The sequence below is a fragment of the Streptomyces sp. NPDC048523 genome (assembly GCF_043199815.1).
In the GTDB taxonomy this organism is placed as follows: domain Bacteria; phylum Actinomycetota; class Actinomycetes; order Streptomycetales; family Streptomycetaceae; genus Streptomyces.
In genome coordinates this window covers 15,166-41,345 of record NZ_JBICWQ010000005.1, presented here as the reverse complement: position 1 = coordinate 41,345, position 26,180 = coordinate 15,166, and the positions used below count along the sequence as shown (strand labels likewise).

Sequence of the window (26,180 nt, the reverse complement as noted above, 5' to 3'; positions counted from 1 at the left end):
GGGATCCGTTTGCCTTCGGGGGTGATGGGTGCGTATGGTTATAGATCGTTTGATCATTTGCCCGGCGCCAAAGCAGAAGAGCGCCGTGTGGCGCGTTCTCTCCCCTTACCGTGGCTGACCGCATTGAGGCGGTCGTATTGCGAATCACGGAGTTGACGGGCGCGTGCCGACGAGACTCCGGAAGGTTTCGCATACGCATGTCCATTTCCAGTACTGATCACGTCGTCGTGCCCGAGAACGAGGGCACCGAGGACGTCACCGAGGCCACCACTCCCGAAGTCACCTTCGAGAGCCTCGGTCTCCCCGAGGGCGTTGTGCGCAAGCTCGCCCAGAACGGCGTGACCACCCCCTTCCCGATCCAGGCCGCGACCATCCCGGACGCCCTGGCCGGCAAGGACATCCTCGGCCGTGGCCGCACCGGCTCCGGCAAGACCCTCTCCTTCGGTCTGCCGACCCTGGCCCGCCTCTCCGGCGGCCGCACCGAGAAGCACAAGCCGCGCGCCGTCATCCTCACCCCGACCCGTGAGCTCGCGATGCAGGTCGCGGACGCGCTTCAGCCCTACGGCGACGTCCTCGGCCTGAAGATGAAGGTCGTCTGCGGCGGTACGTCCATGAGCAACCAGATCTACGCCCTGGAGCGCGGTGTCGACGTGCTCGTCGCCACTCCGGGCCGGCTGCGTGACCTCATCAACCGCGGGGCCTGCTCCCTGGCGGACATCGAGGTCGCCGTCATCGACGAGGCCGACCAGATGTCCGACCTGGGCTTCCTGCCCGAGGTCACCGAGCTGCTCGACCAGGTCCCGGCCGGCGGCCAGCGGATGCTGTTCTCGGCCACGATGGAGAACGAGATCTCCACCCTGGTCAAGCGCTACCTGAGCAACCCGGTCACGCACGAGGTCGACAGCGCCCAGGGCAACGTCACGACCATGTCGCACCACATCCTGATCGTGAAGCCCAAGGACAAGGCGCCGGTCACCGCCGCGATCGCCTCCCGCAAGGGCCGCACCATCATCTTCGTCCGCACCCAGCTGGGCGCCGACCGCATCGCCGAGCAGCTGTGCGACTCCGGTGTGAAGGCCGACGCGCTGCACGGCGGTATGACGCAGGGCGCGCGCACCCGGGTGCTGGAGGACTTCAAGAAGGGCTACGTCAACGCGCTCGTCGCGACCGACGTCGCCGCCCGTGGCATCCACGTCGACGGCATCGACCTCGTCCTGAACGTCGACCCCGCCGGTGACCACAAGGACTACCTGCACCGCGCAGGGCGTACCGCTCGCGCGGGCCGCACCGGCACGGTCGTATCGCTGTCCCTGCCGCACCAGCGCCGCCAGATCTTCCGGCTGATGGAGGACGCGGGCGTCGACGCCGGGCGTCACATCATCAACTCCGGTACGGCCTTCGAGCCCGAGGTCGCCGAGATCACCGGCGCCCGTTCGATGACCGAGGTCCAGTCCGAGTCCGCGGTCAACGTGGCTCAGCAGGCCGAGCGCGAGGTCGCCCAGCTCACCAAGGAGCTGGAGCGGGCGCAGCGCCGCGCGACCGAGCTGCGCGAGGAGGCCGACCGTCTGGTCGCCCGCGCCGCCCGTGAGCGCGGCGAGGACCCGGAGGCCGCGGTCGCCGCGGTCGCCGAGGCGGCCGTGGCCCAGGAGGCGCAGGCTCCGGCCGAGGCCGTGGTCGCCGAGCAGCCCGCCGAGCGTCCCGCGTACGAGCAGCCGCGTCAGCGCCGTGACGAGCGGGGCAACTACGAGCGCCGTGACGACCGTCGGGACGACCGTGGTGGCCGTTCCTTCGAGCGTCGTGACGACCGTTCCTCGGGTGGTTTCAACCGCGACCGTCGTGACGGCGAGCGTGGCGGGTTCCGCCGTGACGACCGTCGGGACGACCGTGGTGGCCGTTCCTTCGAGCGCCGTGACGACCGCTCCTCGGGCGGGTTCAACCGTGACCGTCGTGACGAGCGTCCCTCGGGCGGCTTCCGCCGCGACGACCGCCCCACCGGCGGTGGCTTCAACCGTGACCGCCGCGACGACCGCCCCTCGGGTGGCTTCAACCGCGACCGCCGCGACGACCGTCCCACCGGCGGCTTCAACCGTGACCGTCGTGACGAGCGTCCCTCGGGCGGCTTCCGTCGCGACGACCGCCCCACCGGCGGTGGCTTCAACCGTGACCGTCGTGACGAGCGTCCGTCCACCCACCGTGGCAGCGACCGTCCCTTCAACCGCGACCGTCAGGGCGACCGCCCCACCGGCGGTGGCTTCCGCTCCGGCGGCCACGACCGCCCCACCGGCCGTCGTGACGACCACCGCACCACCGGCACCGGCACCGGCACCGGTTCCTTCGGCCGCCGCGACGACAAGCCGCGCTGGAAGCGCAACGGCTGACACAGCGTGAGCTGAGCTGGGGCCCGTACGACTTCGGTCGTGCGGGCCCTTTTCGTATCCCTATTCGACTACCGAACCCTAGGGGGCAGTTGTTACCATCCGTTGATCGCGTGACGGAGTGTGGCCGAGGGGGAAGACAAGGCCTGCCGCCGCGCCTTTTCTGACTTCCCTGGGGAGGGACCCTTGACCCGGCGTGCCCGGATCGCACTCACTCTTGTCTCGCTGGCCGCGCTGAGCGCCGGCACCCTGACGACCGCGGGCCCGGCCGCCGCGGACACCACCCCGACACCGATCGCCACGGACGGCGTGTGGGGCATCGACTACGCCGCCGGCTATCTGACCAGCGTCGAGTACCGGCCGAACGGCGAACAGTACGTCGTCGGACGGCAGCTCTCACCTGACGGCTCCACCGTGCTGGAGCAGGACACCCGCGGATTCGCCGGCATCTTCGCCGACGGCACCCACCTGCAGCGGGTGCCGTGCGAGGCGGGCGACTGCGTGCCCATGCGCTCCACCGGTAACCAGAGCGTCGGCTACTTCCAGGTGGACGAGTACGGGAAGGAGCGCGCCCAGGTCTGGGGGACGCCGAACAGCTACCACGGGACGGAACCGGCCGTCACCGGCGGCCGGTTCGTGGACGCCACCGGCCGCTACTTCGTCTACAACGCGGCCTCCACCGGCAAGCAGTACGTCGACGCCGTCAACCGGTACCGCGACCAGGACGTCCGTCTGACCCGCTCCGTCACCGCCGCCTCCGTCTGGGGCTCGGCGCTGTGGACGCCGGGCTCGGGCAACGGCGTCGTCACCCAGTACGACCTGGAGTCGAAGAAGACCGTCACGACCGTCTCCACCGGAGCCCCCTGCACGGTCAAGGAGCTCCAGGTCGTCGGCCGCTGGATCTACTGGAACTGCGGTCCCACGGGCGCTGCGGGCGTGTACGACCGTACGGCGAAGAAGAACATCACCGTGCCTTCCGGCCCCGCCCTCGTCGGTGACGGCTACCTCGTCCAGCACGACCGGAGCGCCGGCAAGCTCATGCTCACCGACTTCCACTCCGGTACGGCCGCCGCCGCGCGCGCGATCGCCGACCTGCCGGGCGGGAACACGGCCGACCAGCGGCGGCTGAGCTGGACCGTGGACAAGTTCGGCGGAGGCGTCGCCTACGTCGGTACGGACCACGCGATCCGGATCGTGCCGAGCGGAGTGCCCGCCCAGCCCCTCGGGAAGATCGAGTCGGATCTGGACAACGCCTACTTCGACGCCGCTGGCCGCTACGGCGGCAACATGGCCTGGATGAGCACCTGGCAGCTGAACAAGCCCGCGACCTGGACCTTCACGGTGAAGGACGCCCAGGGCCGCACCGACCGAACCCTCAAGGGCAGCGGTACGGAGATCGACCTGGAGTGGGACGGGACGACGGAGTCGGGCGCCTACGCGTACAACGGCCAGAAGAGCTGGACGCTGACCGCGAAGGCCGCCGACGGCGCGGGCACCTACACGACGAGCGGCACGTTCACGCTCAGCGGCGGCCGCCAGGGTCACCACGACCAGGGCGGGTACGCCTACGGCGAGCTCGTCACCCTCAACTCCTCGGGCACCCTGAGCCTCCAATTCACCAACGGCGGCGGTACGTTCGACAGGAAGCAGAACGCGTCCGGCTGGCCCGCCGGGACCGTCGCCGTTCCCTTCGGCGACATGGGCAAGGACCGCTGCGCCGAGCTGCTGGTCCGGATGCCGAACGGCGAGCTGCGTCGCTACGCGGGCAAGTGTGGGGAGTCGTCGTACGCCCCGGCGAGCAGCCACACCTCCCTCGGCACCGGCTGGAACGCGTACAACGTCCTCACCGCCCCCGGCGACCTGACCGGTGACGGACGTACCGATCTGCTGGCCCGCAAGGCCTCGACGGGGGACGTCTATCTCTTCGCCAACGACGGGGCGAGCAAGCTCAAGCCGGGGGTGAAGATCCGCAGCTGGGGGACGTACAAGAAGATCGTCGGCGCCGGTGACCTCAACGGCGACGGATTCGGTGACGTCCTGGTGCAGGACAGGGCCGGGACGCTGTGGCGTTACGACGGCACCGGCACCGGCACCGGCCAGGTGAAGGAGCGGGTGAAGGTCTTCTCCAACTGGGGAACCTCGTACAACACCGTGGTCGGCGTCGGGGACATCACCGGGGACGGGAAGAACGACCTGGTCTCCCGGGACACCGGCGGCAATCTGTACCGCAACGACGGCAACGGCAAGGGGTCGTTCGGGGCGCGGGTGAAGATCGCCACCGGCTGGCAGGGCTACAAGGGCATTTTCTAGCCAAGTTGTGATGCATGTCACGCCCCCGGTGAGGGAATCGCTGGGGGCATGACAGATGACGACAGAGTGAGTGGGCTCTCCGACGAAGAACGGCTTGCCCAGCTCGGCTACACGCAGGTCCTCGCCCGCCGCATGTCGGCGTTCTCCAACTACGCGGTCTCCTTCACGATCATCTCGGTCCTGTCGGGCTGTCTGACCCTCTACCTCTTCGGCATGAACACGGGCGGCCCGGTCGTGATCACCTGGGGCTGGGTCGGCGTGGGCCTGATGACGCTGTTCGTCGGCCTGGCGATGGCCGAGATCTGTTCGGCGTACCCGACCTCCGCGGGCCTGTACTTCTGGGCCCACCGCCTGGCGCCGCCCCGGACCGCGGCCGCCTGGGCGTGGTTCACGGGCTGGTTCAACGTGCTCGGCCAGGTGGCGGTGACGGCAGGCATCGACTTCGGCGCCGCGTCCTTCCTCGGCGCCTATCTGAACCTGCAGTTCGACTTCAAGGTGACGCCCGGCCGGACCGTGCTGCTGTTCGCCGCGATCCTGGTCCTGCACGGCCTGCTGAACACCTTCGGCGTGCGGATCGTGGCGCTGCTGAACAGCGTGAGCGTGTGGTGGCACGTGGTCGGCGTGGCGGTGATCGTCGGAGCCCTCACCTTCGCCCCGGACCACCACCAGTCGGCGTCCTTCGTCTTCGGCGAGTTCGTGAACAACACGGGCTGGGGCAGCGGCTTCTACGTGGTCCTGCTCGGCCTCCTGATGGCCCAGTACACCTTCACCGGCTACGACGCCTCGGCCCACATGACCGAGGAGACCCACGACGCGTCCACGGCGGGCCCGAAGGGCATCGTCCAGTCGATCTGGACGTCGTGGATAGCCGGCTTCGTCCTGCTCCTCGGCTTCACCTTCGCCATCCAGTCCTACGACGGCGCCCTGAACTCCCCGACCGGCGCGCCGCCGGCCCAGATCCTCCTCGACGCGCTCGGCGCCACGGCCGGCAAGCTCCTGCTGCTGGTCGTCATCGGCGCCCAGCTGTTCTGCGGAATGGCCTCGGTGACCGCCAACAGCCGCATGATCTACGCCTTCTCACGCGACGGAGCGCTGCCGTTCTCGCACATCTGGCACACGGTGAGCCCCCGCACCCGGACCCCGGTGGCGGCGGTGTGGCTGGCGGCGGCGGGGGCACTGCTGCTCGGGCTGCCGTACTTGATCAACTACACGGCCTACGCGGCGGTGACGTCCGTCGCGGTGATCGGGCTGTACATCGCGTACGTCATCCCGACGCTGCTGCGGCTGCGCAAGGGCGAGGGGTTCCAGCGCGGGCCGTGGCACCTGGGCCGCTGGTCCCGTGCGATCGGCGTGGTCTCGGTGGCGTGGGTCGCCGTCATCACGATCCTCTTCATGCTCCCGCAGGTTTCCCCGGTCACCTGGGAGACCTTCAACTACGCCCCGATCGCCGTCCTGGTCGTCCTCGGCTTCGCCTGGACCTGGTGGGCGGCCTCGGCCCGGCACTGGTTCCTCAACCCCGAACACGAGCGCACCAAGGCCCGCGAGGCGGCCCGCGCGAACGCCCCCGAACCGGTCGATCCCTGATCTTCCCGCCCGTTCCGCCCGCCCGACACGGCCGTGTCCCCGATACCCGATCGGAGACACGGCCACGTCCGGCTATGCTCGGGGAGGCAACATCGCCTGGGCCCTTAGCTCAATTGGCAGAGCAGTGGACTTTTAATCCATTGGTTGTGGGTTCGAGTCCCACAGGGCCTACGGCTCGTAGGCGGGGGATATGCCCTCTGACCTGCTATGCAGCGCCTGAGTCGGCTTCGGTTGGCTCGGGCGCTGCTTCGTTCTCAAGCCACTGCGTGAGCGATGCGTGAGCGGATGTGCCCATGGCCTGCGGATCAGGTGCCGCTTGCGACAGCGTGATGGTGGGATGCCGGAGCGTCTCCTTCACCGTGAACAGCGCAGCTGCCGCCCGCGCGGCAGGGCCGGCCCGCTCCTGGCTCGAGACCAGCCGCGCCTCGGGCGAGGACGACCACTGGACGTGAGGAGACCTCCTGGAGCCGTCCGGCCGTCCGGTCGGTCTCGGCGAGGAGTAGCGTGAAGTCATCGGGAGTACCTCGCGCACCGGCCCCGACGCCGGTTCCGTTCCTGGTGAGCAACGACACCGGACATCTGCCCGCGCGCAGGGGTCCGGGGACGGGTCCGCACGATGTCCGCGACCACCGACCATCCCGCGCCGCGCGCAGTGCCCTTCAGGGCACCGACCGCGCGTCTCGCGCTCAAACTCGTGAACCCCGCTTCAGAACATGCCGAGTTGGACGGCGCCTGGTGGCCCCGCTCACGCGACCTGGCCCACGAACTCCCCTCGCTGGCCGACGTACTGGACCCGCTGTGGGGACGGATCACCCGTATCGCCGTCAACCCCCGCTACTGGCCGGTCATCCCGCCCAGGATCTTCGTCAACGGTCGTACGGTGAGGGTCGGTTGGTTCACCTCGGAGCTGGACCCGCACAAGATCCTGCTGCTGTCCGGCACGTCGGGCCCCTGGGACCTTCTGGTGGTTCCCCCCGAGACCGTCGCCCCCTCGGCCGCCCGGCTGATGGCCGCCGCGAGCGCGAGCACCGACCCGCAGGCGACCGCGACCGCTCTCATGACGGCGGAACAGACCGGGCACACCTCTTCGTCGTACCACGCCGACACCGCACAGGCCGCCTGACTGGCGGTAGGGAAGTGACCCTGCGCGGCACCGCGTCGCCACGGGTCATGGCCCGACACGAACCGCCCGCACGGCACAGGGGCGCGATCCCCGGAACCCCCGCGAGGGTCCGCCCACCGGACAACAGGGAGGTCGGCATGACCGTTTCACGGACCACCAGGAACCAGGCGCAAGTGATGAAGGGCAGGGTCACCGAAGAACTCGGCCGGGTCACCCACAACAGGCGGCTGCAACGCCGGGGCAGGGCCGACCGGGTCTCCGCAAGCGTGAAACAGGCCGTCGACAAGGCCAAGGCCGCCTTCACACGGAACGGAGGCGACGCCCGATGATGTACGACCAGACGCGCGCCCAGCAGCCCGAGGGTCAGGCCCGGGTCTCCGCCGACCGTCGCCGGACGGGCCCGGAGCCACTGGTCCCGTCGGACGGACAGGACAAGGTTCTCCAGCGCCTCCGACATGCCCTCAACGCCTTCGCCGACACACCGCGCGAGGCGCTGGAAGAGGCCGAAAGCGCCTACGACGAAGCCATCGCCCAGCTCGTGAACGCCCTCGCGGAACGGCGGCAGGTCCTGCGCGCCGGCTGGCAGGACCGGGATCCCGAGACGCAGTCCGACGAACTCCGGCTCGCGCTGAGGCAGTACCGGGAGATCACCCAGCGACTGCTCCAATTCTAGGCGGCCGTCGCTCCGCGTCGCGGCGGGGCGCGGAGTAGTGTGGACCGTACCGAGAGCACTTCGCACACCGGCTTTCACGCCGGGTCGTTCTCGGCGAGAGATGAAACCCGGGTCGCCGCAGAGGCGGCCCGGAGACGGGTCCGCATCATGTCGGCGACCTTGTATCCCGCCCTGGCCCACCCCGAACCCGTCGCACCCCCGGCCGCGCGTCTCGCCCTGAAGCCGTACGGCGCCTCCCGCGGACTCCTGGACGGCGCCTGGTGGCCCCGCTCCCGGGATCTGCTGAGTGAACTGCCCGCGCTGACCGACGCGTTGGATTCCTTGTGGGGCCGCATCACGCGCATCGCCGTCAACCCCGAGTACTGGCCCGTCATCCCGCGCAAGGTCTCGGCGAACGGCCATGTCGTCAAGGTCGGTTGGTTCACGCCGGAGATCGACCCGCACAAGCTGCTCCTGCTCTCCTACGGCACCGGCCGCTGGGATCTGCTGACCATCCCGCCGGAAACCGGAGCGGAGTCGGCGGCCCGGCTGATGGCTGCCGCGTCCGACCACGACAGCCCGCCCCTGACCGCGAGCGCCCTCATCGCCGCGGACGAGGCCCGGCACGGCGTCGCCGCGATGGCCGTCCCGGAACAGTCCGGTCCGCCCAGCCGCCTGATCGTCGGCAAGTGAGGCGGCCGCCATGAACGCCTTCCTGACGGTCACCGCCTTCATCGTCCTCATCGCGGCTGCGGCATACGTGATCCACCGGCTCAACATCGAGCACGCCGACAGAATCGCCGCGCACCGGTACAGCACCCCTCTGCCCCGCCGCAGCGGACGCGCCACGCCACAGCCCCCGGTGGGACCGGACCGGTCTGAGTGGCCGACCGCCGGCGAACGACGGGACCACCGCGACGGGGGCCGCGGTCGCGGCCGTACCCACCATGACCGGTGAAATCACGTCGGGCCGCTGAACGTCTGCGCTCCGAATTATTCAATAGCTGTGCCCGTGAGGTGAGATTTCAGTTGGACACGCGGACAGGTTCTCTGGCGTTAAAAGCGAACCAAAATGCAAAGCGGGACTTCTTAGCGCACACGGGTCGCTTCGGCGTGCTACTGTCGATCTCAGTTGAAGGTGTGGTTGAAGGAGATATGCATGGCTGCCGGTACCGTTAAATGGTTCAACGCGGAAAAGGGCTTCGGCTTCATCGAGCAGGACGGTGGCGGCGCTGACGTGTTCGCCCACTACTCGAACATCGCCGCCCAGGGCTTCCGCGAGCTGCTCGAGGGCCAGAAGGTGACCTTCGACATCGCACAGGGCCAGAAGGGCCCGACGGCCGAGAACATCGTTCCCGCCTGACGCTCACGCGCACTTTCAGCTGGGGCCCGCATCCTTCGGGGTGCGGGCCCCAGCTGCACGCATTTCCGGCGTTTCCCGCAGCGATGAATATCGCCTCCGCGCCGCATCGCACCACTCGTTTCAGCTCCTGTGCCTGTACGAATTTTTCGTCGGCCAGATTCGCTGCCCGTTCCACCGGCCCTTCTTGCAATTCACCGTGCTGCTCATCGCTGCGGGAATTCCTTGATATGTGCCGCATCGAGGAAGGTCCCGCATGAACCGCACACGCACGAACGACCGCTTCACCCGCACCCGTAACGGCAGTGCCGACTCCACAAGGGGCGGCAGCCGGTTCGGTTCGCCGGCCCCGCGCCGGTCCGGTGGCCAGGGTCGCCGACCCGCCGCGATCCAGGGGGAGTTCGCCCTCCCCAAGTCCGTCACCCCCGCGCTTCCCGCCGTGGAGGGCTTCGCCGAGCTCGACATGCCCGGGGAACTGCTGACCGCGCTCGGCTCGGAGGGCGTGACCGTACCGTTCCCGATCCAGGCCGCGACCCTGCCGAACTCCCTCGCCGGCCGCGATGTCCTCGGCCGTGGCCGCACCGGCTCCGGCAAGACCCTCGCCTTCGGGCTGGCGCTGCTGGCCCGTACGGCCGGTCGGCGGGCCGAGGCCAGGCAGCCGCTGGGGCTGGTCCTCGTACCGACGCGCGAGTTGGCACAGCAGGTCACCGACGCCCTCACCCCGTACGCCCGCTCCATGAAGCTGCGGCTCGCCACGGTCGTGGGCGGGATGTCGATCGGCCGGCAGGCGAGCGCGCTGCGCGGCGGTGCCGAGATCGTCGTGGCGACGCCCGGGCGGCTCAAGGACCTCATCGACCGCGGCGACTGCCGGCTGGACCAGGTCTCCGTCACCGTCCTGGACGAGGCGGACCAGATGGCCGACATGGGCTTCATGCCGCAGGTCACCGCCCTGCTCGACCAGGTGCGTCCGGGCGGGCAGCGGATGCTGTTCTCCGCCACCCTGGACCGCAACGTCGACCTGCTCGTGCGCCGTTACCTCAGTGACCCCGTCGTGCACTCCGTCGACCCCTCGGCCGGCGCGGTCACCACGATGGAGCACCACGTGCTGCACGTCCACGGCGGCGACAAGCACACGGCCACCACCGAGATCGCCGCCCGTGACGGCCGCGTGCTCATGTTCCTCGACACCAAGCACGCCGTCGACCGCCTCACCGAGCACCTCCTGAACAGCGGGGTACGGGCCGCGGCCCTGCACGGCGGCAAGTCCCAGCCGCAGCGCACCCGCACGCTGACGCAGTTCAAGTCCGGCCACGTCAACGTGCTGGTGGCGACCAACGTCGCGGCGCGTGGCATCCACGTCGACAACCTCGACCTGGTCGTCAACGTGGATCCGCCGAGCGACCACAAGGACTACCTGCACCGCGGCGGCCGTACGGCCCGCGCCGGCGAGTCCGGCAGTGTCGTCACCCTGGTCACCCCGAACCAGCGCCGCGACATGACCCGCCTCATGGCGGCGGCCGGCATCGTCCCGGTGACCACCCAGGTCCGCGTCGGCGACGAGGCCCTGCACCGCATCACCGGCGCCCAGGCCCCGTCCGGCATCCCGGTCGTCATCACGGCACCGGTGGTCGAACGCCCCAAGAAGCGCGGCGCCACCTCACGCGGCCGACGCCGCCCCGCCTCGGCGGCCCGCCGGGTGTCCGTACGGCAGCCCGCCGTCGTAGCGGCGGCCTAGCACCTGGCACCTTCGTGACCAGGAAGCCGACTGAACCGCTTCTCCCCTTCTCCCTGTGAGGCATCATGCGCTGTGTCATCGCCCGCTTCCCGTTCGACCTGACCAAGAGCGGCGTGCTGGAATCGATGAAGGGTGTCAAACCCGAACCGGTCACCGGCGAGTCCGTGATCATCGGGCGGCGCCACTATCCCCTCAAGCAGGTCGGCCAGGTCATCACCCGTCAGGACCGCCGCGACTTCAGTGCCGGCGAGGTCCTTCGGGCCATGTCCCAGCTCGGCTTCACCTGCCGCGCCCTTCCCGCGCCCGCGCCCGTGCGCAGCGAAAGCCCGTTGGAGCGGGCTTCCGCACTGCTCGGCAGCCCCATTCCCGTCTGACCGACGTTTTCTGTGGTGGCAGCGGGTGCGGACGGGTAGCGTCTGTGCCGGCTGTCGTGGTTCGGAGTTCCCCATTGCCCACGCCTCGGGTGTGGGCGCTTTGCTGTGCTGTGCCGCAGGGACCAGGGCGATCAACCTCCGTCTTCCCCACCGGGGGAGGGCGTTCATCGACTGGAAGGCATGACTATGGCTTCGGGAACTGTGAAGTGGTTCAACGCGGAGAAGGGCTTCGGCTTCATCGCGCAGGACGGTGGCGGTCCGGACGTCTTCGCGCACTACTCCGCGATCAACTCCTCGGGCTTCCGTGAGCTCCAGGAGGGCCAGACCGTGACGTTCGACGTCGTCCAGGGTCAGAAGGGCCCGCAGGCGGAGAACATCACCCCCGCCTGACCTTTCACGTGACGTTCGGGGCCGCGCGGCGCACGCCGCGCGGCCCCGGCGTTTTGCGGGTCGTTTCTTGGCCGCAGCTTGGTCAGACGTATCTCCTCGCTTTGATCTCCCAGGCCCGTTGCGTGCCTAGGCTTGGCCGACTTCGGGGTTCGGAGGGGGACTTCATGACCGTGCGACGCAGATCGCTCGCTTTCGTCGGGGTGGCCGCGCTGGTGCCGCTGCTCGCTTCCGCCGTCCCGGCGCAGGCGGCGTCGGGCTCACTGGCCGTCACCACGCTGGGCCGGCACGGCGCCAAGGTCGCGACGACGGTCACCGTCGTCGCGGTGCCGTCCGGGCAGACGTACAGCGTCGCCTCGGGCAAGCGGATCACCCTGCCCTCGGGGCGCTACCTCGCGATGACCGACATCTGGGAGCACAGCTCGGAGGGGCTGGGCACCGACACCCTCGGCGCGGAGGTCGTGCAGGTGTCGGGGAGTACCTCGGTCACGCTCGACGCGCGCAAGGGCAAGGCCGTCAAGGTGTCGCTCGACACGCCGGCCGACGTGACCGACGCGCCGCGGATCAGCGCACAGGTGTGCGCGGCCACCGTCAGCAACATGCCCTCCGCCTTCAGCACGGGCGGCTGGAACTACCAGGGCTCCCTCTACGCCATCCCGAACTCCTCCAGGCTGCTGCAGTTCGGGTACCTGGCGCAGTGGTCGGGTCACGACAGCTACGTCGCCGTGAAGAACACCACGGGCATCCCGGCCGCGCCCGGCGGGTCGTTCAAGCGGTCGGGGCTGGCCACGATGCGCTTCTCGGTGCGCAGCGGCACGCAGATGGCCCAGGACAACGACACCGCGCTCCAGGCGAGCCCCAGCACCGACAACTGCACGACCGACATGATGACCGAGGTCCGCGACGACAGCGCACCGTACAGCGCCACCGTCCATGTGACGCCGGGGACCTGGCAGCCGCGCGACGACCTCTTCGCGAGCAACGGCGACGACATCGGCGGCGGCTTCCCGAAGGTCAGGACCCTGAAGGCGGGACAGAGCTTCACCCAGTCCTTCGGCCGGGCCGCGTGGAGTCCGATGCACTATCTGCCGACGGTCGCGCGCAAGTCCGTCCGCTTCATACCGGACGCCCTGATCGGCGACCCCGATGTCGGGATCAGCGGGGCCGACCCGACGAAGGAGACGGTGGTCCTGTCCAAGGGAAGCACCACCGTCAAGAAGCAGACCCTGACCAACTGGGGTAGCAGCGACGCCGAGTTCTCCGCCGGCATCCGCTCGGCCGGCTGGTACGACCTGACCGTCGACGCCCACCGCTACCGCCCGGGCGTCACCTTCCCCGCCGGCATGCTGTCGTCGCGCGTCACCCTCGACTGGCACTTCAAGGCCGACCCGGCCAGGCCGATGGTCGCGCCCGTCTTCATGACCCGCTTTCTGCCGACCGGGCTCAACAGCCACAACCAGGCCGCCGCGAACAGCACGACCACGGTCGACGTGAGTGCCGGGCGCGGCTCCCAGGACCCCGACCTGAAGTTCACCACGGTGACCGCCAAGTCCGTCCGCGTCTGGTCGTCCGCCGACGGCGGCAGGACCTGGAAGGCGGCGACCGTCAGGCACTCCGGGTCGACCTGGCAGGCGTCCGTGCACAACCCGGCCTCCGGTGCGGTCGCCCTGCGTTCCGAGGTGACCGACGCGGCCGGGGACCGCTCGGTGGAGACGGTCTACCGGGCGTACGCCATCGGCTGAGGCCGGCGGGGCGGGGTCACAGCAGGTGGCGGTTCGGGGCCTTGGCGCGGTCCTCGTACTCGCCCAGCACCACCACGTCCACGCCCTGCGCCGTGAGCAGTCCCGTCCCGTCCGCTCCCGCCACGAAGGTGTCCGGCTCCCGCCACGCCGTCACCACCCGGCGTACCCCCGCGTCCAGGATCAGCCGGGCGCAGGGGGCCGGGCGGGAGGCCCGGTGGGTGCAGGGTTCCAGGCTGGTGTAGACGGTGGCCGTGGCCAGGCGGGGGTCGTCCGGGGCGATCTTCGCCAGCGCCGCCTCCTCCGCGTGGACGACCGGGGCGCCGGCCTCCCTGGAGTGGCCGCGGGCGAGTTCCGTCCCGTCGGCCGCCACCACGACCGCGCCCACGCTGAACGCGGTCTCCGAAGGCGGGCACTGCGCCGCCGACTCGCAGGCCCGCGCGAGCCATTGGTGGTCCGCGGCGGTGGGGAGCGGGCCGGTGCCGGGGGCGGTGGGCTCGTAGCGCATCAGGACCACGTCCTCGATACGGCGGCTCTCCAGCAGCCGCAGCCGGCCGGACTGGTAGCCGCCCGGGCCGAAGAGGCGGGGGGCGTCCGGGGTGCCGACGAAGAGGGGGGCGAGGACCAGCTGCACCTCGTCCGCCAGGCCCTGCTGGAGGAGCTGGGTGTGGATCCGGCCGCCGCCCTCCACCATCAGCCGCTCCACTCCGCGCTCCTCGTGCAGGTGCTCCAGCAGGCGGCGCCAGTCCAGCTCGGGGCCGAGGGAGACCACGTCGGCCGCCAGGCCGAGGGAGCGGGCCCGCTCCGCGCCCTTGTCCGTCGTGAAGACGAGCTTGTCGCCGCCCGTGTGCCAGAAGTTCGCGGCCGGGTCCAGTTCTCCCGAGCCGCTGACCGTGACCTTCAGGGGATACGGCGGCTTCCCGGCGGCGACCCGGGCCGCGCGGCGCGTCTCGGAGTTCACCAGCAGGCGGGGGTTGTCGGCGCGGATCGTGCCCGCGCCGATGAGGATCGCGTCCACGGAGGCGCGGACCTCGTCGACGCGGTCGAAGTCGGCCGGGCTGGAGAGAAGGAGCCGGTCGGGGCCGGTGTCGTCGAGGTAGCCGTCGAGGGAGACCGCGGCGGAGAGCAGGACGTAGGGGTGGGGCATCGGCGCGGTCCCTCTCGAAAACGGATGGCGGGGCTTGGTTCAAGTTTGAAGCAAACCTACACTGGGGGCATGACGACCCGCTGGCTCAGCCCCGACGAGCAGCGAGCCTGGCGTGCGTACATCGCCGCCTCGCTCCTCCTGGAGGACACCATCGACCGGCAGCTCCAGCAGGAGGCCGGCATGCCCCACCTGTACTACTCCATCCTGGCCAACCTCTCCGAGATCCCGGAGCGGCGGTTGCGGATGACCGAGCTCGCCGAGTTTCTGAAGATCACCCGGCCGCGGCTGACGTATGCCGTCGCCCGGCTGGAGAAGGACGGGCTGCTGCGGCGCGAGAGCTGCCAGTGGGACAAGCGGGGCAGTGTCGCGGTCCTCACCGACGAGGGGATGGCGGTGCTGGAGCGGGCGGCCCCGGGACATGTGGACACGGTCCGCACCGCGCTCTTCGACCGGCTCACCCCGGAGCAGGTGGGGCAGCTCGAGGAGATCTTCACGAGCGTCACCGAGGGGCTCCAGGGCGAGGAGGGCGCCTCCGGGGAGGTTCCGTGGCGCCGTCGGTCGTCGCCGCCCTGTGGATGACAAGCGCCATAAAGGCCAGTGACAAGCGCCATAAAGGCGTTGCTTCAAATTTAAAGCATGGGGTAGGGTCTCGATCAGTAGAACTGTTTCAAATCTGAAGCAGGTGTGCCTACGGAGCGGAGTACCCGCATGACCGACCTGCCCGCCGCCACCCAGCGCTCCCGCGTCCGCGTCCCGCTGCGCTTCGGGGACGGCTACGGCGTGGACGCCGAACTCGTCACCTTCCACGGCCTGGCCGACGGGCGGGAGCACCTCGCCGTCGTCCTCGGCGACCCCGCCCCCGGCACCACCCCGCTGGTGCGGCTGCACTCCGAGTGCCTCACCGGCGACGTCTTCGGCTCCGCCCGCTGCGACTGCGGCCCGCAACTGCGCGAGGCGGTCGAGCGCATAGCCGAGCGCGGCGGCGTCCTGCTCTACCTCCGCCAGGAGGGCCGCGGCATAGGCCTCTACAACAAGCTCGACGCGTACGCCCTCCAGGACCAGGGCCTCGACACCTACGCCGCGAACACCGCGCTGGGCCTGCCCGAGGACGCCCGCGACTACACGGCGGCCGCGCAGATGCTCCAGGCACTGGGGATCGCCGAGCTCGACCTGCTCTCCAACAACCCCGACAAGGCGGGCCAGTTGCGCGACCTCGGCATCGACGTCCGCGACCGGGTCCCCACCGGTGTCTTCACCACCGCCCACAACGTCCGCTACTTGCGTGCGAAGGTCCTGCAGACCCAGCACACGCTGCCGCTGGGGGAGTTGACCGAACTCGGCGTCGGCTGACCGTCACCTGGGCGTGTGCGCCAGATAGGCCAGCACGGCCAGGACCCGCCGGTGGCCACTGTCGCTCGGCGGCAGGCCCAGCTTGAGGAAGACGTTGCCGATGTGCTTGCTGACCGCGCGCTCGGTGACCACGAGGGTCTTGGCGATGGTCGTGTTGTCGTGGCCCTCGGCCATCAGCTTCAGCACCTCGCGCTCGCGCGGGGTGAGGGAGCCGAGCGGGGTGTCGCGGCGCCGGGTCAGGAGCTCGGTGACGACCTCGGGGTCGAGCGCCGTACCGCCGGCCTCCACCCGCTCCAGCGCGTCGAGGAACTCGTCGACCCGGCCGACCCGGTCCTTGAGGAGGTAGCCGACCCCGCTGGTGCCACCGGCCAGCAACTCGGCGGCGTACGACTCCTCGACGTACTGCGAGAGCACCAGTACCGGGAGTCCCGGGATCCGCTCCCTCGCCTCCAGGGCGGCCCGCAGACCCTCGTCGCGGAACCCGGGCGGCATCCGCACATCGAGGACGGCCACGTCAGGGCGGTGTTCGAGCAGGGCGGGCAGGATCTCGGGGCCGGTGCCGACGACGGCCACGACCTCGTGCCCGGAGGAGGTCAGAAGGAGGACGAGCCCCTCTCTCAGGAGGGCGTTGTCCTCGGCGATCACCACACGCACGGCAGCTCCACATCGATCACGGTCGGGCCCCCGATGGGGCTGGTCACTTCGAAGGTCCCGTCGAGCGCGGCGACCCGGCGCCGCATACCGAGCAGCCCCGAGCCAGCGGACTCGTCGGCGCCGCCCCGGCCCTCGTCCCGCACCCGCACGGTCAGACCGCGCCGGGTCCTGGCCAGCCGGACCTCGGCCCGGTCGGCGCCGCTGTACTTGGCGACGTTGGTGAGCGACTCGGCCACCACGAAGTAGGCCGCGGCCTCCACCGCCGCGGGCGCCCGGGTGCCCGCGTCCAGGCCGCCGTCGTCCACGACCACGGAGAGTCCGCCGCTCGCGGCGAGCGCCCTTACCGCGCCGACGAGACCCCGGTCGGTGAGGATCGGCGGGTGGATGCCGCGCACCACCTGCCGCAGCTCCGCCAGCGCCTGTTCGGCCTGGTCCTGGGCGTCGTCCAGCAGTTTGCGGGCGGCGTCGGGGTCCCGCTCGTAGGCCCGCTTGGCGAGTCCGATCCGCATCGACAGCGCCACCAGGTTGGCCTGGGCGCCGTCGTGCAGGTCCCGCTCGATGCGGCGCAGCTCGGCCTCGTGCGCGGCGATCGCATCGGCCCGGGTCTCCCGCAGCTCCTCGACCCGCCGGGCCAGCCTGGCCTCGGGGGAGGGCATGAGCAGCACGGTCGACCAGCGGGCCTCGGTGTCCGCGAGCCGCACGATCAGCGGGAGGACGACGGGGTCGCGGCGCAGCGCCCCGGCCCACACGCCGTCGACGACCAGGCCGAGGGGCCACAGCGGGAGGGCGAGCGCGAGGAGGGCGCCGTAGAGGTAGTGGGCGAGCATCCAGCGGAGGTCCCTGAGCGTGCCGGGGTCCCGCACCGAGATGCGCAGCCGTTCGCGCAGGGTGCCGGTCATCGGTGTGTACGCCTCGGGGATCTCCCGGCCCGTCCACAGGGCGGTCAGGTTCCGCTTGGCGCCGGCGATCCGCCGTATCAGCAGCACGGCCTCGGGCAGCAGCCAGCAGCCGACCACGGCGACCGTACCGATGGCGGCGATCAGCAGCACGGTGATGAAGAGGTACATGCCGAAGCACATCGCCGCGGCCACGACGAGATGCACGCTCGCCATCGCCGCACGCCGCACCGACTTCCCCATGCCGCTCACGCTAGACGAACGGCCCCGGGCGCACGGTGTAGCCCGCTACACCATCGGGGCCCGGACGAGGATCACTCCCCGCCGCCGCCGTCCTCGCCGCCGCCGTGGTCCCGCACCCAGTTCCTGTGGGCGTTGGACCCTTCACGGCCGGGAGAGAGCTTCAGCACGGTCCCGTCGTGGAACTGCTCCAGGCTCGTCACCACATAGGGCGAGCCGGCCCGCACCGCCAGCCGGATGCCGCCGTTGCCGAACTCCGTCACCCGCAGCGTTCGCCCGCCGGAGAGCGGGATGTCCCGCTCGCCGATCTCCGCCGGTCGCTCGTCGGCTGCCGCCATGGTTCCCTCCTGGTTCTGGTGAGGGCCGCCACGGTACGCCGCTCCAGCGGGAGGGGTCCCGAAACAACCCTGGCGCGGAGCACTCTCCGGATGACGTATGCTGGTTACACAACGACGCGGGGTGGAGCAGCTCGGTAGCTCGCTGGGCTCATAACCCAGAGGTCGCAGGTTCAAATCCTGTCCCCGCTACTCACGGCTCAGGGCCGGAGTCCAGTTCACTGGACTCCGGCCCTGAGTGTTTTCCCCTTCGTGACGTGATGTGACGCGGGGTGAGCGCGCGACCGCCCTCCGCGTTACAGCTGACATACCGTCAATGTCCTTGTGTGGCTTGAGTGAAGGTCAACTCGCCCGTTTTTAGGCGTTCATGGGCCGTAAGTCCAGCGTGATTTCGTTAATGATCAAGCGGAACGGCTTGGAATCGGGCCCCCGCGTCTATTAACGTTCGATAACGCAGCGCGGTCGTCCCAGCCGTCACAAGAGACGGCTCCGTGCTCACGCGCCGAATTCCGCAAGGGAACCGGGGAACCACCAACTTGGGGTGAATCGCTCGTACGCCACCGTGGCAGCACGGTCGGTATACGCGCGTAGGAGACCTTCCTGCTCCGAACCCGTCAGCTAACCCGGTAGGCGAGAAGGAAGGAAAGGAGCGCGCCCACGTGGCGTCCAACCCGCCTGCCCCCGAGGCGCCGTACGTCCCGAGCGACACCCTCGTATACGGCGGTTACCGCGCCGACGACGAGGCCCCGCTCGGCGAGTGGAACCCCACCGCGGACTCCCTCGCTCCCGTACGAGGCCGGCATCGCGTCGCCAAGCAGCGTGGCGGAGGGTTCGCCCGTAGCTCCACCGTTCTGGGCGTCGGTGTCATAGCCGCCGTCAGCGCCGGCGGGATGGCCAGCGCCAACACCGGCAAGCCGCCGGTCTCCATCTCCATGCCCGACCTGCCCAACGTGGGCTCGCTCATCTCGGACGACTCCGCCCCCACCGCGGACGACACGAGCGCCTTCAGCAGCGTCGGTGCCACCACCGCCGACACCGCCAAGGGCACCTCGGACGCCGGTGAGGCGCTGCGCTCGCGGATCCTGGCCCAGGCCGAGCTGCAGCAGGACCAGCTCGACACCAAGGCCGCCCAGGCCATCGCGGACACCGCCGAGAAGGAGGCCGACGCGGCCGCCGCCAAGGCGGAGAAGGAGGCCCAGGAGAAGGCCGCCGCCGCGAAGAAGAAGGCGGAGGAGGCGGCCGCGAAGAAGGCCGAGGCCGCGCGCCTGGCCGAGCTCGCCAAGCAGTACACGCTGCCGACCTCGTCGTACACCATCACCTCGACCTTCGGTCAGGCCGGTTCGCTGTGGTCCTCCGGCTACCACACGGGCCTCGACTTCGCCGCCCCCACGGGCACGCTCATCAAGGCGATCCACAGCGGCACCATCACCGAGGCCGGCTGGGCCGGTTCCTACGGCTACCGCACGATCCTCACCCTCGACGACGGCACCGAGCTGTGGTTCTGCCACCAGTCCTCGATCAGCGTCAGCGTCGGCCAGAAGGTCGGCACCGGTGACGTCATCGGCCGCGTGGGCGCCACGGGCAACGTGACCGGCGCGCACCTGCACCTGGAGGTCCACCCGAACGGCTCGGCCGACGGGATCGACCCGATGGCGTGGCTGCGCGGCAAGGGGCTCACTCCCTGAGGCGCCAACTGAAGCGCCCCTGAGGTTTGTGCCGGTGCGCCGGAGGAGCTGATTCCGCTTGTTTACGAGGACTTTGCGGCCGCAGCGGAAGACCGGCGTCCGGCACGGGCGTTGACGTTGGCATGACTTCTCTTCGCAAGCTCGGCTCCTCCGACCTCGAGGTCTTCCCGCTCACCCTCGGCGGCAACGTCTTCGGCTGGACCGCCGACGAGGCCACCTCCTTCGACGTCCTCGACGCGTACACCGCGGCCGGCGGCAACTTCGTCGACACGGCCGACGTGTACTCGGCGTGGGTCGAGGGAAACTCCGGCGGCGAGTCCGAGACCGTCATCGGCAAGTGGCTGGCGGCTCGCGGCAACCGTGACGACGTCGTCATCGCCACGAAGGTCAGCCAGCACCCCGACTTCCAGGGCCTGTCCGGGGCGAACATCAAGGCCGCCGCCGACGCCTCCCTGAAGCGCCTGGGCACCGACCACATCGACCTGTACTACACCCACTTCGACAAGACCGAGGTGCCGGTCGAGGAGATCATCGGCGCGCTGGACGAACTGGTGAAGGCGGGCAAGGTGCGGGCGATCGGCGCCTCCAACATCTCCGCCGCGCGCCTCGCGGAGTCCCTCGCCTTCTCCGACCGCGAGGGCCTCGCGCGCTATGTCGCCCTCCAGCCCCACTACAACCTGGTCTCGCGCGACACGTACGAGGGTGAACTGGAGGCGCTCGCGGCCCGGGAGGGCCTCGCCGCCGTCCCGTACTACGCCCTCGCCTCCGGGTTCCTCACCGGTAAGTACCGCCCCGGTACGACGGTCGACAGTGCGCGCGCCGCGGGCGCCGGCCAGCACCTGGACACCGAGCGCGGCCGCAAGGTCCTCGCGGCGCTCGACGACATCGCCGAGGCCCACACCGTCCCGGTCGCCACGGTCGCCCTCGCCTGGCTCGCCGCCCAGCCGACGGTCGCGGCCCCGATCGCGTCCGCCCGCACGGTGGAACAGCTGCCGGCGCTGCTGGGCGTGGCCGACCTGACCCTGACGGAGGAGGAGCTGGCGCGCCTGACGGAGGCGTCGGCCTGACCCTCCGCCGCACGGTCTATGTGCGGTACGGGTTGTAGGCGGGGTACGGCACCGTCGGGTGGACCGGGGGCGTCGGCTGGCCGGGGTGGCCGTGGTGCGTCGGCCGGGCCGGGTGAGGGGCGTATCCGTACGCCCCGTACACCGGCCAGGGCGGCGCGGCCACCGGTACCGGCGGTGCCGTGATCCGGGCCGCGTGGTCCAGCGCGGGCCGCGCGACATCCCGCCGCCGCCACAGCTCGTGCAGCAACTCCCGCTCCCGTACGACGAAGTCCGCGTTCGCCCGCCCGAGCCGCCCCCGGCGCCGCAGGAACGCCAACGACGTCGCGTACGCCTCGTACTGCGAGACCGCCCGCGCCGCGGTCCGCCCGCCGAACTGCCGCCGCGCGTAGTCCCGCGCCACCCGCCGCGCCCGCATCGAGCCCAGCACATGGGGCTCGGTCGGCGTCAGCCACCCGGCGACGGCGTACGCGGGCAGCTCCTCGCGCACGGTCTTCAGCTCCCGCTGCCGTGTCCAGATGACCAGCCAGGTCAGCAGCGCGAACGCCGGCACCATGAACATCGCGTACACCGCGAAGAAGCCGTACTCCCCGAATGTCGACGAGCCGTTCCACGTCGCGTGCATGCCCATCGCGAGCAGCAGTCCGGACAGCGGGACGAGAACCCGCCGTACGTGCTGGCGTTCCGCCGACAGCGCGGAGATGCCGAAGCCGATGCCGGTCAGGACGGTGAACAAGGGGTGCGCGAACGGCGACATGACGACACGCACGAAGAAGGTCGCGGCGGTGACCGAGGCGATGCCGCGGTCACCGGTGAGCTGGTCGGTGCCGAAGGCGGTGCCGAGGTAGAGGATGTTCTCGGTGAAGGCGAAGCCGGTGGCGGTGACCCCCGCTATCACCACGCCGTCGACGATCCCGGTGAAGTCCCGTCTGCGGAACAGGAAGACGAGCAGTACGGCGGCGGCCTTGGCGGACTCCTCGACGATCGGCGCTATCACGGTCGCGCCGAGGGTGTCCGCGCCGGACGGGTCGGCGGTCGCCGTCGCTATCCACTTCGTCGCGAAGCTGTTGGCGATGATCGCTATCAGCGCGGCCGCGCAGGCGCCCCAGGCGAAGGCGAACAGCAGATTGCGCCAGGGCCCCGGTGCGACGCGGTCGAGCCAGCGGAACGCGGCTATGAGCAGCGGTACGGGCAGGACGGCGAGCCCCAGGCCGACCAGGAACCCCTCGGTACCGGTCTGTTGACGGACCAGGGCGAGGATGACGAGCCCGGACAGGGTGAGGAGGGTGATGAGCGCGCCGTAGCGCACCCACTTCCGCTGCCACCAGTGCGCATGCCGCAGTGCACCGCCACCGGTGGGGTCACCGGAGTACGTCGGATACGGGGGAAAGGTGGCCACGGCATCGACCTTAACGAGACAGAGGCGCCGCCCGCAGGCGGGGCGGGATGCTCAGGCGCCGGTGGGGGACTGGTCGGGTCGGTCGGGTCGGTCGCCGTGCTGTACGCGGCGGAACAGCAGGTCGTTCACGACATGTCCCTTCTCCAGTCCCTGTCCCTCGAAACGGGTCAGCGGCCGGAACTCCGGACGCGCCGCGAAACCGCCGCCGGTCCGGGTGTTCTCGAAGGCCGGGTGCGCGGTGAGTACGTCGAGCATCTGTTCGGCGTACGGCTCCCAGTCGGTCGCGCAGTGCACCAGCGCGCCGGGCCGCAGGCGGGTCGCGGCCAGGTCCAGGAACTCGGGTTGGATCAGCCGCCGTTTGTGGTGTCGCTTCTTGGGCCAGGGGTCGGGGAAGTACACGCGCAGTCCGTCGAGCGAGTCTTCGCCGAGCATCTCGCGCAGCAGGATGATGGCGTCGCCGTTGCCGACCCGGATGTTGGACAGCTTCTGCTGCTCGGCGAGATTGAGCAGGTTGCCCTGGCCCGGGGTGTGCACGTCGACGGCGAGGATGTTGGTGTCGGGGTCGGCGGCGGCCATCTGCGCGGTGGCCTCACCCATCCCGAACCCGATCTCCAGCACGACGGGACGGTCGTTCCCGAACATCTCACCGAGGTCGATCGTGTGCTGCCCGTCGATGTCGAGCCCCCACGTGGGCCACAGCCGCTGCAACGCGTCCGCCTGCCCCGCCGTCACCCGGCTCCGCCGCGGCTGGAAACTCCGGATCCGCCGCTCGAAGTGCGACCCCGCGGGATCAGCACTGGGCCCATCGGGAAACCGTGGCTCCCCCTTGGCCCGGCTGTGCCGCACGGACACCCCGGAAACATGCCGAACGGACTCGCCGGAGGCGGGGGGCCGGGAGCGGGGGGCTTCGGAGGCGTTGAGGGAGTCAGACACAGTGGGGTCGATTTTACGGTGACCGCGGGGAGGAATGCGGCTCAGGGATGTTCCGGCCGTCACGTCCGGAGGGCCACGCCGGCCCCGTCACGCCGAGCGCAGCGCCTCCAGGGCCCGTCGGGCCACCTCTCGGCCGATCGGGAGGGACGCTGTTGCCGCTGGTGAGGGTGCGTTCAGGACGTGTACCGACCGCGGCCCTTCACGGATCAGGAAGTCGTCCACCAGCGTCCCGTCCCGCAGGACCGCCTGCGCCCGCACCCCGGCCGCCGAAGGCACCAGGTCGTCCGGCGTGACAGCGGGCAGCAGCCGCCGCACCGCCGTGGTGAACGCCCTCCGCGACACCGACCGCCGCAGCTCCCCCGTGCCGTAGCGCCAGTGCCGCCGGGCTATCCGCCAGGACCCCGGCCACGCCAGCGTCGCGCCGAGCTCCCGGGGCCGTACGGTCCCCCAGTCGTATCCCTCCCGGGCCAGTGCCGGCACCGCGTTGGGCCCGATGTGCACCCCTCCGTCGATCCCGCGCGTGAGATGCACCCCGAGGAACGGAAACGCCGGATCCGGCACCGGATACACCAGCCCCCGCACCAGCTCGGGCCGCGCCAGCGAGTAGTACTCCCCCCGGAACGGCACGATCCGCATCCCCGGCTCATCCCCGGTCAGCCGGGCGATCTCGTCACAGTGCAGCCCGGCGCAGTTCACCAGCACCCGCGCCCGTACGACGTCCCCCGCAACCGTCTGCACGGCGACCCCGAGCTCCGGGCGCCGGTCGATCCGCCGCACCTCGGCGCCGTACCGGATCTCCGCACCCGACGACTCGGCCAGCTGCCGCGCGACCCCGACGAAGTCGCACACCCCGGTCGTCCCGACGTGTATCGCGGCGAGCCCCACCACCTCGGGTTCGTACTCCGCGATCTGGGCGCCGCCCAGTTCCCGCACCGGAATGCCGTTCTCCCGGCCGCGCTGCACCAGCCCGTGCAGCCGGGGCAGCTCACTGCGCTCGGTCGCGACGATCAGCTTGCCGGTGACGGCGTGAGCGATGCCGTACTCCGCGCAGAACTTGACCATCTCGGCGGCGCCCCGCACCGCGTACCGCGCCTTGAGCGAGCCCGGCCGGTAGTAGATCCCGCTGTGGATCACCCCGCTGTTGCGCCCGGTCTGATGCCGAGCGGGCCCCGCCTCCTTCTCCAGCACGACGACCCGAGTGCCGGGCGCGCCACGCGTGATCGCATACGCCGTGGACAACCCGACAATGCCCCCACCGATCACGAGCACGTCACAGTCGTAAGCGATCCCGGACAGCACCTGCACCACCTCCCACCCCCGATAGTGCACTGCACCACTGACAGTCACTTCAAACGCGGGGGGCGGTGCCGCCGTCCGGGGCTCAAGCCGGCGCCATCAGCAGCGGCCGGGCCCGCTCCCTGAGCTCCACCACCCGGGGCTCGTCCCCGTACGGCTCCAGCCGGTGCAGAAGGTCCTTCACGTACTCGGTGGTACGGGCCGAGGAGATGCGCCCCGCGACCTCCACCGCCCGCACGCCCTGCTCGCACGCCGCGTCCAGGTTGCCCGACTCGAGCTCGGCGACCGCGGAGACGACGAGCCGCAGCCCGTGCGAGCGTACGAACTCCTCCGTCGGCTTCGACAGCGCCTGCTCCGTGAAGCGGCGGACCTGACGCGGTGCCTTCAGGTCGCGGTAGCACTCGGCCGCGTCGGCGGCGAAGCGGTCGTACGAGTAGAAGCCCAGCCACGACGGATCGTTGTCCCCGTCCCGGGACCGCTCCAGCCACCCCTCGGCCGCCTTGAGCGCCGCCCCGGCCGCGGCGGCGTCACCCGCACGCGCGTGTGCCCGTGCCTCGACGAGCCGGAAGAAGCTCATGGTGCGGGCGGTCGCCAGCCCCCGGTTGCGCTCCAGCGCGGCCTGCGCGAGATCGACGCCCTCGTCGCCGAAGCCCCGGTAGGTCGCCTGCAACGACATCGACGCCAGTACATAGCCCCCGAGGGGGACGTCGGCGGCCGCGCGGGCCAGCCGCAGCGCCTGGATGTAGTACCGCTGCGCGGCCTCCTGCTGTCCCGTGTCGAAAGCCATCCAGCCCGCGAGCCGGGTCAGTTCGGCGGAGGCGCCGAACAGGGCCCGGCCCACCTCGTCGGTGTACGCGCCGAGCAGCAGCGGTGCCGCCTCCACCCGTAAGCACTCGGGCACCATGGAGGAACGCCAGTCGCCGCCCCCGTACTTGGAGTCCCAGCGCCTGGCGTCCTCGGCGGCCTCCCGCAGCTTCTGCACATCGCTGTGGCCGACTTTGAGCGGTGCGCCGGAGCCCTCGGAGTGGTTCACCTCGCGCGCGACCGAGCTGTCGGCCGGGGTTATCAGCCACCGTGAGGCGGGCGTTGCGTATGCGCTCACCGCGAAGGAACCGGCGAGGGACTGCCAGATGCCGCCCGCGCCGGACCGGCGGCCGGCGAGGTCGAGACGGTAGAGCTCCGTGGCCGACCTGACGGCCTGTCCGACGTCCCTGGGGAAGGCGAGGCCCACCTCCGGCGCGGGATCCGCGTCCGCCAGGCCGATCTCGTGGAGCGGCACCGGGCGGCCGAGTTTCTGGCCGATGGCGGCGGCGATGAGGTGCGGCGCAGCGCCCTGTGGCACCATCCCCTTCGACACCCAGCGCGCCACCGACGTCTTGTCGTAGCGAAGAGTCAACCCGCGTTGAGCGCCAAGATCGTTGACGCGACGCGCGAGTCCTGCGTTGCTGATTCCCGCGAGGGCGAGAACGGCGCCGAGTTTTTCGTTCGGCCCGCGTTGCTCCCTGGACATGCGCCACCCCTCGACACAGACGGCTGCCGCGC

The 26,180-nt window shown here is 70.6% G+C and carries 25 protein-coding genes, 2 tRNA genes and 1 riboswitch; of the genes, 19 read left to right on the top strand and 8 right to left on the bottom strand.

Annotation, left to right across the window (positions count from 1 at the left end; genetic code table 11):
• The first annotated feature begins 197 nt into the window (after positions 1-197).
• The 14 genes from ACGFWE_RS25715 to ACGFWE_RS25650 all read left to right on the top strand — a co-directional run bounded on the left by ACGFWE_RS25715 (position 198) and on the right by ACGFWE_RS25650 (position 13,642).
• A complete protein-coding gene (locus tag ACGFWE_RS25715; protein WP_393602045.1) occupies positions 198-2,378 on the top strand; it encodes a DEAD/DEAH box helicase in 2,181 nt (726 codons plus the stop codon).
• Positions 2,379-2,561: 183 nt separating this feature from the next.
• Positions 2,562-4,685 carry an FG-GAP repeat domain-containing protein gene (locus tag ACGFWE_RS25710; RefSeq protein WP_393602043.1) on the top strand — a complete coding sequence of 708 codons (2,124 nt, stop codon included), beginning with the start codon at positions 2,562-2,564 and terminating at the stop codon, positions 4,683-4,685.
• A 48-nt stretch (positions 4,686-4,733) separates the two neighbouring features.
• The gene (locus ACGFWE_RS25705; RefSeq protein WP_393602041.1) at positions 4,734-6,269 is read left to right on the top strand and encodes an amino acid permease; all 1,536 of its coding nucleotides are present in this window, start codon (positions 4,734-4,736) and stop codon (positions 6,267-6,269) included.
• 98 nt (positions 6,270-6,367) lie between these two features.
• A tRNA-Lys gene (locus tag ACGFWE_RS25700) sits at positions 6,368-6,440 on the top strand.
• Between the two features lie 445 nt (positions 6,441-6,885).
• Complete coding sequence (locus ACGFWE_RS25695) at positions 6,886-7,392, top strand: DUF5994 family protein (protein ID WP_352391832.1); 507 nt, start codon at positions 6,886-6,888, stop codon at positions 7,390-7,392.
• 137 nt (positions 7,393-7,529) lie between these two features.
• Positions 7,530-7,721 carry a CsbD family protein gene (locus ACGFWE_RS25690; protein ID WP_393602039.1) on the top strand — a complete coding sequence of 64 codons (192 nt, stop codon included), beginning with the start codon at positions 7,530-7,532 and terminating at the stop codon, positions 7,719-7,721.
• On the top strand, positions 7,718-8,065 hold the full coding sequence (locus tag ACGFWE_RS25685) for a hypothetical protein (protein ID WP_352391830.1): 348 nt from the start codon (positions 7,718-7,720) through the stop codon (positions 8,063-8,065). Before ACGFWE_RS25690 ends, ACGFWE_RS25685 begins: the two co-directional genes overlap by 4 nt.
• Positions 8,066-8,104: 39 nt before the next feature.
• Complete coding sequence (locus tag ACGFWE_RS25680; protein ID WP_393602035.1) at positions 8,105-8,737, top strand: DUF5994 family protein; 633 nt, start codon at positions 8,105-8,107, stop codon at positions 8,735-8,737.
• A gap of 10 nt (positions 8,738-8,747) precedes the next feature.
• The gene (locus ACGFWE_RS25675; RefSeq protein ID WP_352391828.1) at positions 8,748-9,002 is read left to right on the top strand and encodes a hypothetical protein; all 255 of its coding nucleotides are present in this window, start codon (positions 8,748-8,750) and stop codon (positions 9,000-9,002) included.
• A gap of 201 nt (positions 9,003-9,203) precedes the next feature.
• Positions 9,204-9,407 (top strand): cold-shock protein, encoded by a 204-nt coding sequence (locus ACGFWE_RS25670; protein ID WP_023586116.1) that lies wholly within the window; start codon positions 9,204-9,206, stop codon positions 9,405-9,407.
• A 253-nt stretch (positions 9,408-9,660) separates the two neighbouring features.
• Positions 9,661-11,139 (top strand): DEAD/DEAH box helicase, encoded by a 1,479-nt coding sequence (locus ACGFWE_RS25665; protein ID WP_393602032.1) that lies wholly within the window; start codon positions 9,661-9,663, stop codon positions 11,137-11,139.
• Positions 11,140-11,204: 65 nt separating this feature from the next.
• The gene (locus ACGFWE_RS25660; RefSeq protein WP_352391826.1) at positions 11,205-11,513 is read left to right on the top strand and encodes an SCO5918 family protein; all 309 of its coding nucleotides are present in this window, start codon (positions 11,205-11,207) and stop codon (positions 11,511-11,513) included.
• Positions 11,514-11,699: 186 nt separating this feature from the next.
• Entirely contained in the window at positions 11,700-11,903 is a 204-nt protein-coding gene (locus ACGFWE_RS25655) for a cold-shock protein (RefSeq protein ID WP_057609368.1), read from the top strand.
• A gap of 164 nt (positions 11,904-12,067) precedes the next feature.
• Positions 12,068-13,642 carry a hypothetical protein gene (locus tag ACGFWE_RS25650; protein ID WP_393602030.1) on the top strand — a complete coding sequence of 525 codons (1,575 nt, stop codon included), beginning with the start codon at positions 12,068-12,070 and terminating at the stop codon, positions 13,640-13,642.
• A 16-nt stretch (positions 13,643-13,658) separates the two neighbouring features.
• On the opposite strand, the gene ACGFWE_RS25645 is transcribed toward ACGFWE_RS25650, so the two are convergent.
• Entirely contained in the window at positions 13,659-14,786 is a 1,128-nt protein-coding gene (locus ACGFWE_RS25645; RefSeq protein WP_393602028.1) for a dihydrofolate reductase family protein, read from the bottom strand.
• Positions 14,787-14,855: 69 nt separating this feature from the next.
• Between ACGFWE_RS25645 and ACGFWE_RS25640 the strand changes: the two genes are divergently transcribed.
• Positions 14,856-15,365, top strand: coding sequence for a MarR family winged helix-turn-helix transcriptional regulator (locus ACGFWE_RS25640; protein WP_393602027.1), 510 nt, complete (start codon positions 14,856-14,858; stop codon positions 15,363-15,365).
• 129 nt (positions 15,366-15,494) lie between these two features.
• On the top strand, positions 15,495-16,136 hold the full coding sequence (gene ribA / locus ACGFWE_RS25635) for a GTP cyclohydrolase II (RefSeq protein WP_352391822.1): 642 nt from the start codon (positions 15,495-15,497) through the stop codon (positions 16,134-16,136).
• A gap of 3 nt (positions 16,137-16,139) precedes the next feature.
• Here ribA and ACGFWE_RS25630 read toward each other — a convergent pair whose 3' ends face one another.
• The 3 genes from ACGFWE_RS25630 to ACGFWE_RS25620 form a co-directional block, all read right to left on the bottom strand.
• Positions 16,140-16,790: a response regulator gene (locus tag ACGFWE_RS25630; protein WP_393602024.1), complete on the bottom strand. Its 651-nt coding sequence runs from the start codon at positions 16,788-16,790 to the stop codon at positions 16,140-16,142.
• Positions 16,778-17,929 carry a histidine kinase gene (locus ACGFWE_RS25625; RefSeq protein ID WP_393602022.1) on the bottom strand — a complete coding sequence of 384 codons (1,152 nt, stop codon included), beginning with the start codon at positions 17,927-17,929 and terminating at the stop codon, positions 16,778-16,780. The genes ACGFWE_RS25630 and ACGFWE_RS25625 overlap by 13 nt, the downstream gene beginning before the upstream one ends.
• Positions 17,930-18,000: 71 nt before the next feature.
• Positions 18,001-18,264 carry a hypothetical protein gene (locus ACGFWE_RS25620; protein ID WP_352391819.1) on the bottom strand — a complete coding sequence of 88 codons (264 nt, stop codon included), beginning with the start codon at positions 18,262-18,264 and terminating at the stop codon, positions 18,001-18,003.
• Positions 18,265-18,379: 115 nt separating this feature from the next.
• Between ACGFWE_RS25620 and ACGFWE_RS25615 the strand changes: the two genes are divergently transcribed.
• The 3 genes from ACGFWE_RS25615 to ACGFWE_RS25605 all read left to right on the top strand — a co-directional run bounded on the left by ACGFWE_RS25615 (position 18,380) and on the right by ACGFWE_RS25605 (position 21,013).
• Positions 18,380-18,453: transfer RNA gene (locus ACGFWE_RS25615), tRNA-Met, on the top strand.
• Positions 18,454-18,751: 298 nt separating this feature from the next.
• Positions 18,752-18,909, top strand: a riboswitch (cyclic di-AMP (ydaO/yuaA leader).
• 11 nt (positions 18,910-18,920) lie between these two features.
• Positions 18,921-19,946, top strand: coding sequence for a M23 family metallopeptidase (locus ACGFWE_RS25610; RefSeq protein ID WP_352391818.1), 1,026 nt, complete (start codon positions 18,921-18,923; stop codon positions 19,944-19,946).
• A 122-nt stretch (positions 19,947-20,068) separates the two neighbouring features.
• On the top strand, positions 20,069-21,013 hold the full coding sequence (locus ACGFWE_RS25605) for an aldo/keto reductase (RefSeq protein WP_393602020.1): 945 nt from the start codon (positions 20,069-20,071) through the stop codon (positions 21,011-21,013).
• Between the two features lie 16 nt (positions 21,014-21,029).
• On the opposite strand, the gene ACGFWE_RS25600 is transcribed toward ACGFWE_RS25605, so the two are convergent.
• The 4 genes from ACGFWE_RS25600 to ACGFWE_RS25585 all read right to left on the bottom strand — a co-directional run bounded on the left by ACGFWE_RS25600 (position 21,030) and on the right by ACGFWE_RS25585 (position 26,148).
• A complete protein-coding gene (locus tag ACGFWE_RS25600) occupies positions 21,030-22,409 on the bottom strand; it encodes a PrsW family intramembrane metalloprotease (protein WP_393602018.1) in 1,380 nt (459 codons plus the stop codon).
• Between the two features lie 51 nt (positions 22,410-22,460).
• On the bottom strand, positions 22,461-23,342 hold the full coding sequence (gene trmB / locus ACGFWE_RS25595; protein WP_393602016.1) for a tRNA (guanosine(46)-N7)-methyltransferase TrmB: 882 nt from the start codon (positions 23,340-23,342) through the stop codon (positions 22,461-22,463).
• 87 nt (positions 23,343-23,429) lie between these two features.
• Complete coding sequence (lhgO, locus tag ACGFWE_RS25590) at positions 23,430-24,650, bottom strand: L-2-hydroxyglutarate oxidase (RefSeq protein ID WP_393602014.1); 1,221 nt, start codon at positions 24,648-24,650, stop codon at positions 23,430-23,432.
• A gap of 73 nt (positions 24,651-24,723) precedes the next feature.
• Positions 24,724-26,148 carry an MFS transporter gene (locus ACGFWE_RS25585; RefSeq protein ID WP_352391813.1) on the bottom strand — a complete coding sequence of 475 codons (1,425 nt, stop codon included), beginning with the start codon at positions 26,146-26,148 and terminating at the stop codon, positions 24,724-24,726.
• Positions 26,149-26,180: the final 32 nt, after the last annotated feature.

What these genes read in the sequence shown, in the direction of transcription:
- ACGFWE_RS25715 (WP_393602045.1), top strand. Translation starts at nt 198, where the DNA reads ATGTCCATTTCCAGTACTGATCACGTCGTCGTGCCCGAGAACGAGGGC.
- ACGFWE_RS25705 (WP_393602041.1), top strand. Translation starts at nt 4,734, where the DNA reads ATGACAGATGACGACAGAGTGAGTGGGCTCTCCGACGAAGAACGGCTT.
- ACGFWE_RS25695 (WP_352391832.1), top strand. Translation starts at nt 6,886, where the DNA reads ATGTCCGCGACCACCGACCATCCCGCGCCGCGCGCAGTGCCCTTCAGG.
- ACGFWE_RS25690 (WP_393602039.1), top strand. Translation starts at nt 7,530, where the DNA reads ATGACCGTTTCACGGACCACCAGGAACCAGGCGCAAGTGATGAAGGGC.
- ACGFWE_RS25685 (WP_352391830.1), top strand. Translation starts at nt 7,718, where the DNA reads ATGATGTACGACCAGACGCGCGCCCAGCAGCCCGAGGGTCAGGCCCGG.
- ACGFWE_RS25675 (WP_352391828.1), top strand. Translation starts at nt 8,748, where the DNA reads ATGAACGCCTTCCTGACGGTCACCGCCTTCATCGTCCTCATCGCGGCT.
- ACGFWE_RS25670 (WP_023586116.1), top strand. Translation starts at nt 9,204, where the DNA reads ATGGCTGCCGGTACCGTTAAATGGTTCAACGCGGAAAAGGGCTTCGGC.
- ACGFWE_RS25665 (WP_393602032.1), top strand. Translation starts at nt 9,661, where the DNA reads ATGAACCGCACACGCACGAACGACCGCTTCACCCGCACCCGTAACGGC.
- ACGFWE_RS25660 (WP_352391826.1), top strand. Translation starts at nt 11,205, where the DNA reads ATGCGCTGTGTCATCGCCCGCTTCCCGTTCGACCTGACCAAGAGCGGC.
- ACGFWE_RS25655 (WP_057609368.1), top strand. Translation starts at nt 11,700, where the DNA reads ATGGCTTCGGGAACTGTGAAGTGGTTCAACGCGGAGAAGGGCTTCGGC.
- ACGFWE_RS25650 (WP_393602030.1), top strand. Translation starts at nt 12,068, where the DNA reads ATGACCGTGCGACGCAGATCGCTCGCTTTCGTCGGGGTGGCCGCGCTG.
- ACGFWE_RS25645 (WP_393602028.1), bottom strand. Translation starts at nt 14,786, where the DNA reads ATGCCCCACCCCTACGTCCTGCTCTCCGCCGCGGTCTCCCTCGACGGC.
- ACGFWE_RS25640 (WP_393602027.1), top strand. Translation starts at nt 14,856, where the DNA reads ATGACGACCCGCTGGCTCAGCCCCGACGAGCAGCGAGCCTGGCGTGCG.
- ribA (WP_352391822.1), top strand. Translation starts at nt 15,495, where the DNA reads ATGACCGACCTGCCCGCCGCCACCCAGCGCTCCCGCGTCCGCGTCCCG.
- ACGFWE_RS25625 (WP_393602022.1), bottom strand. Translation starts at nt 17,929, where the DNA reads ATGGGGAAGTCGGTGCGGCGTGCGGCGATGGCGAGCGTGCATCTCGTC.
- ACGFWE_RS25620 (WP_352391819.1), bottom strand. Translation starts at nt 18,264, where the DNA reads ATGGCGGCAGCCGACGAGCGACCGGCGGAGATCGGCGAGCGGGACATC.
- ACGFWE_RS25605 (WP_393602020.1), top strand. Translation starts at nt 20,069, where the DNA reads ATGACTTCTCTTCGCAAGCTCGGCTCCTCCGACCTCGAGGTCTTCCCG.
- ACGFWE_RS25585 (WP_352391813.1), bottom strand. Translation starts at nt 26,148, where the DNA reads ATGTCCAGGGAGCAACGCGGGCCGAACGAAAAACTCGGCGCCGTTCTC.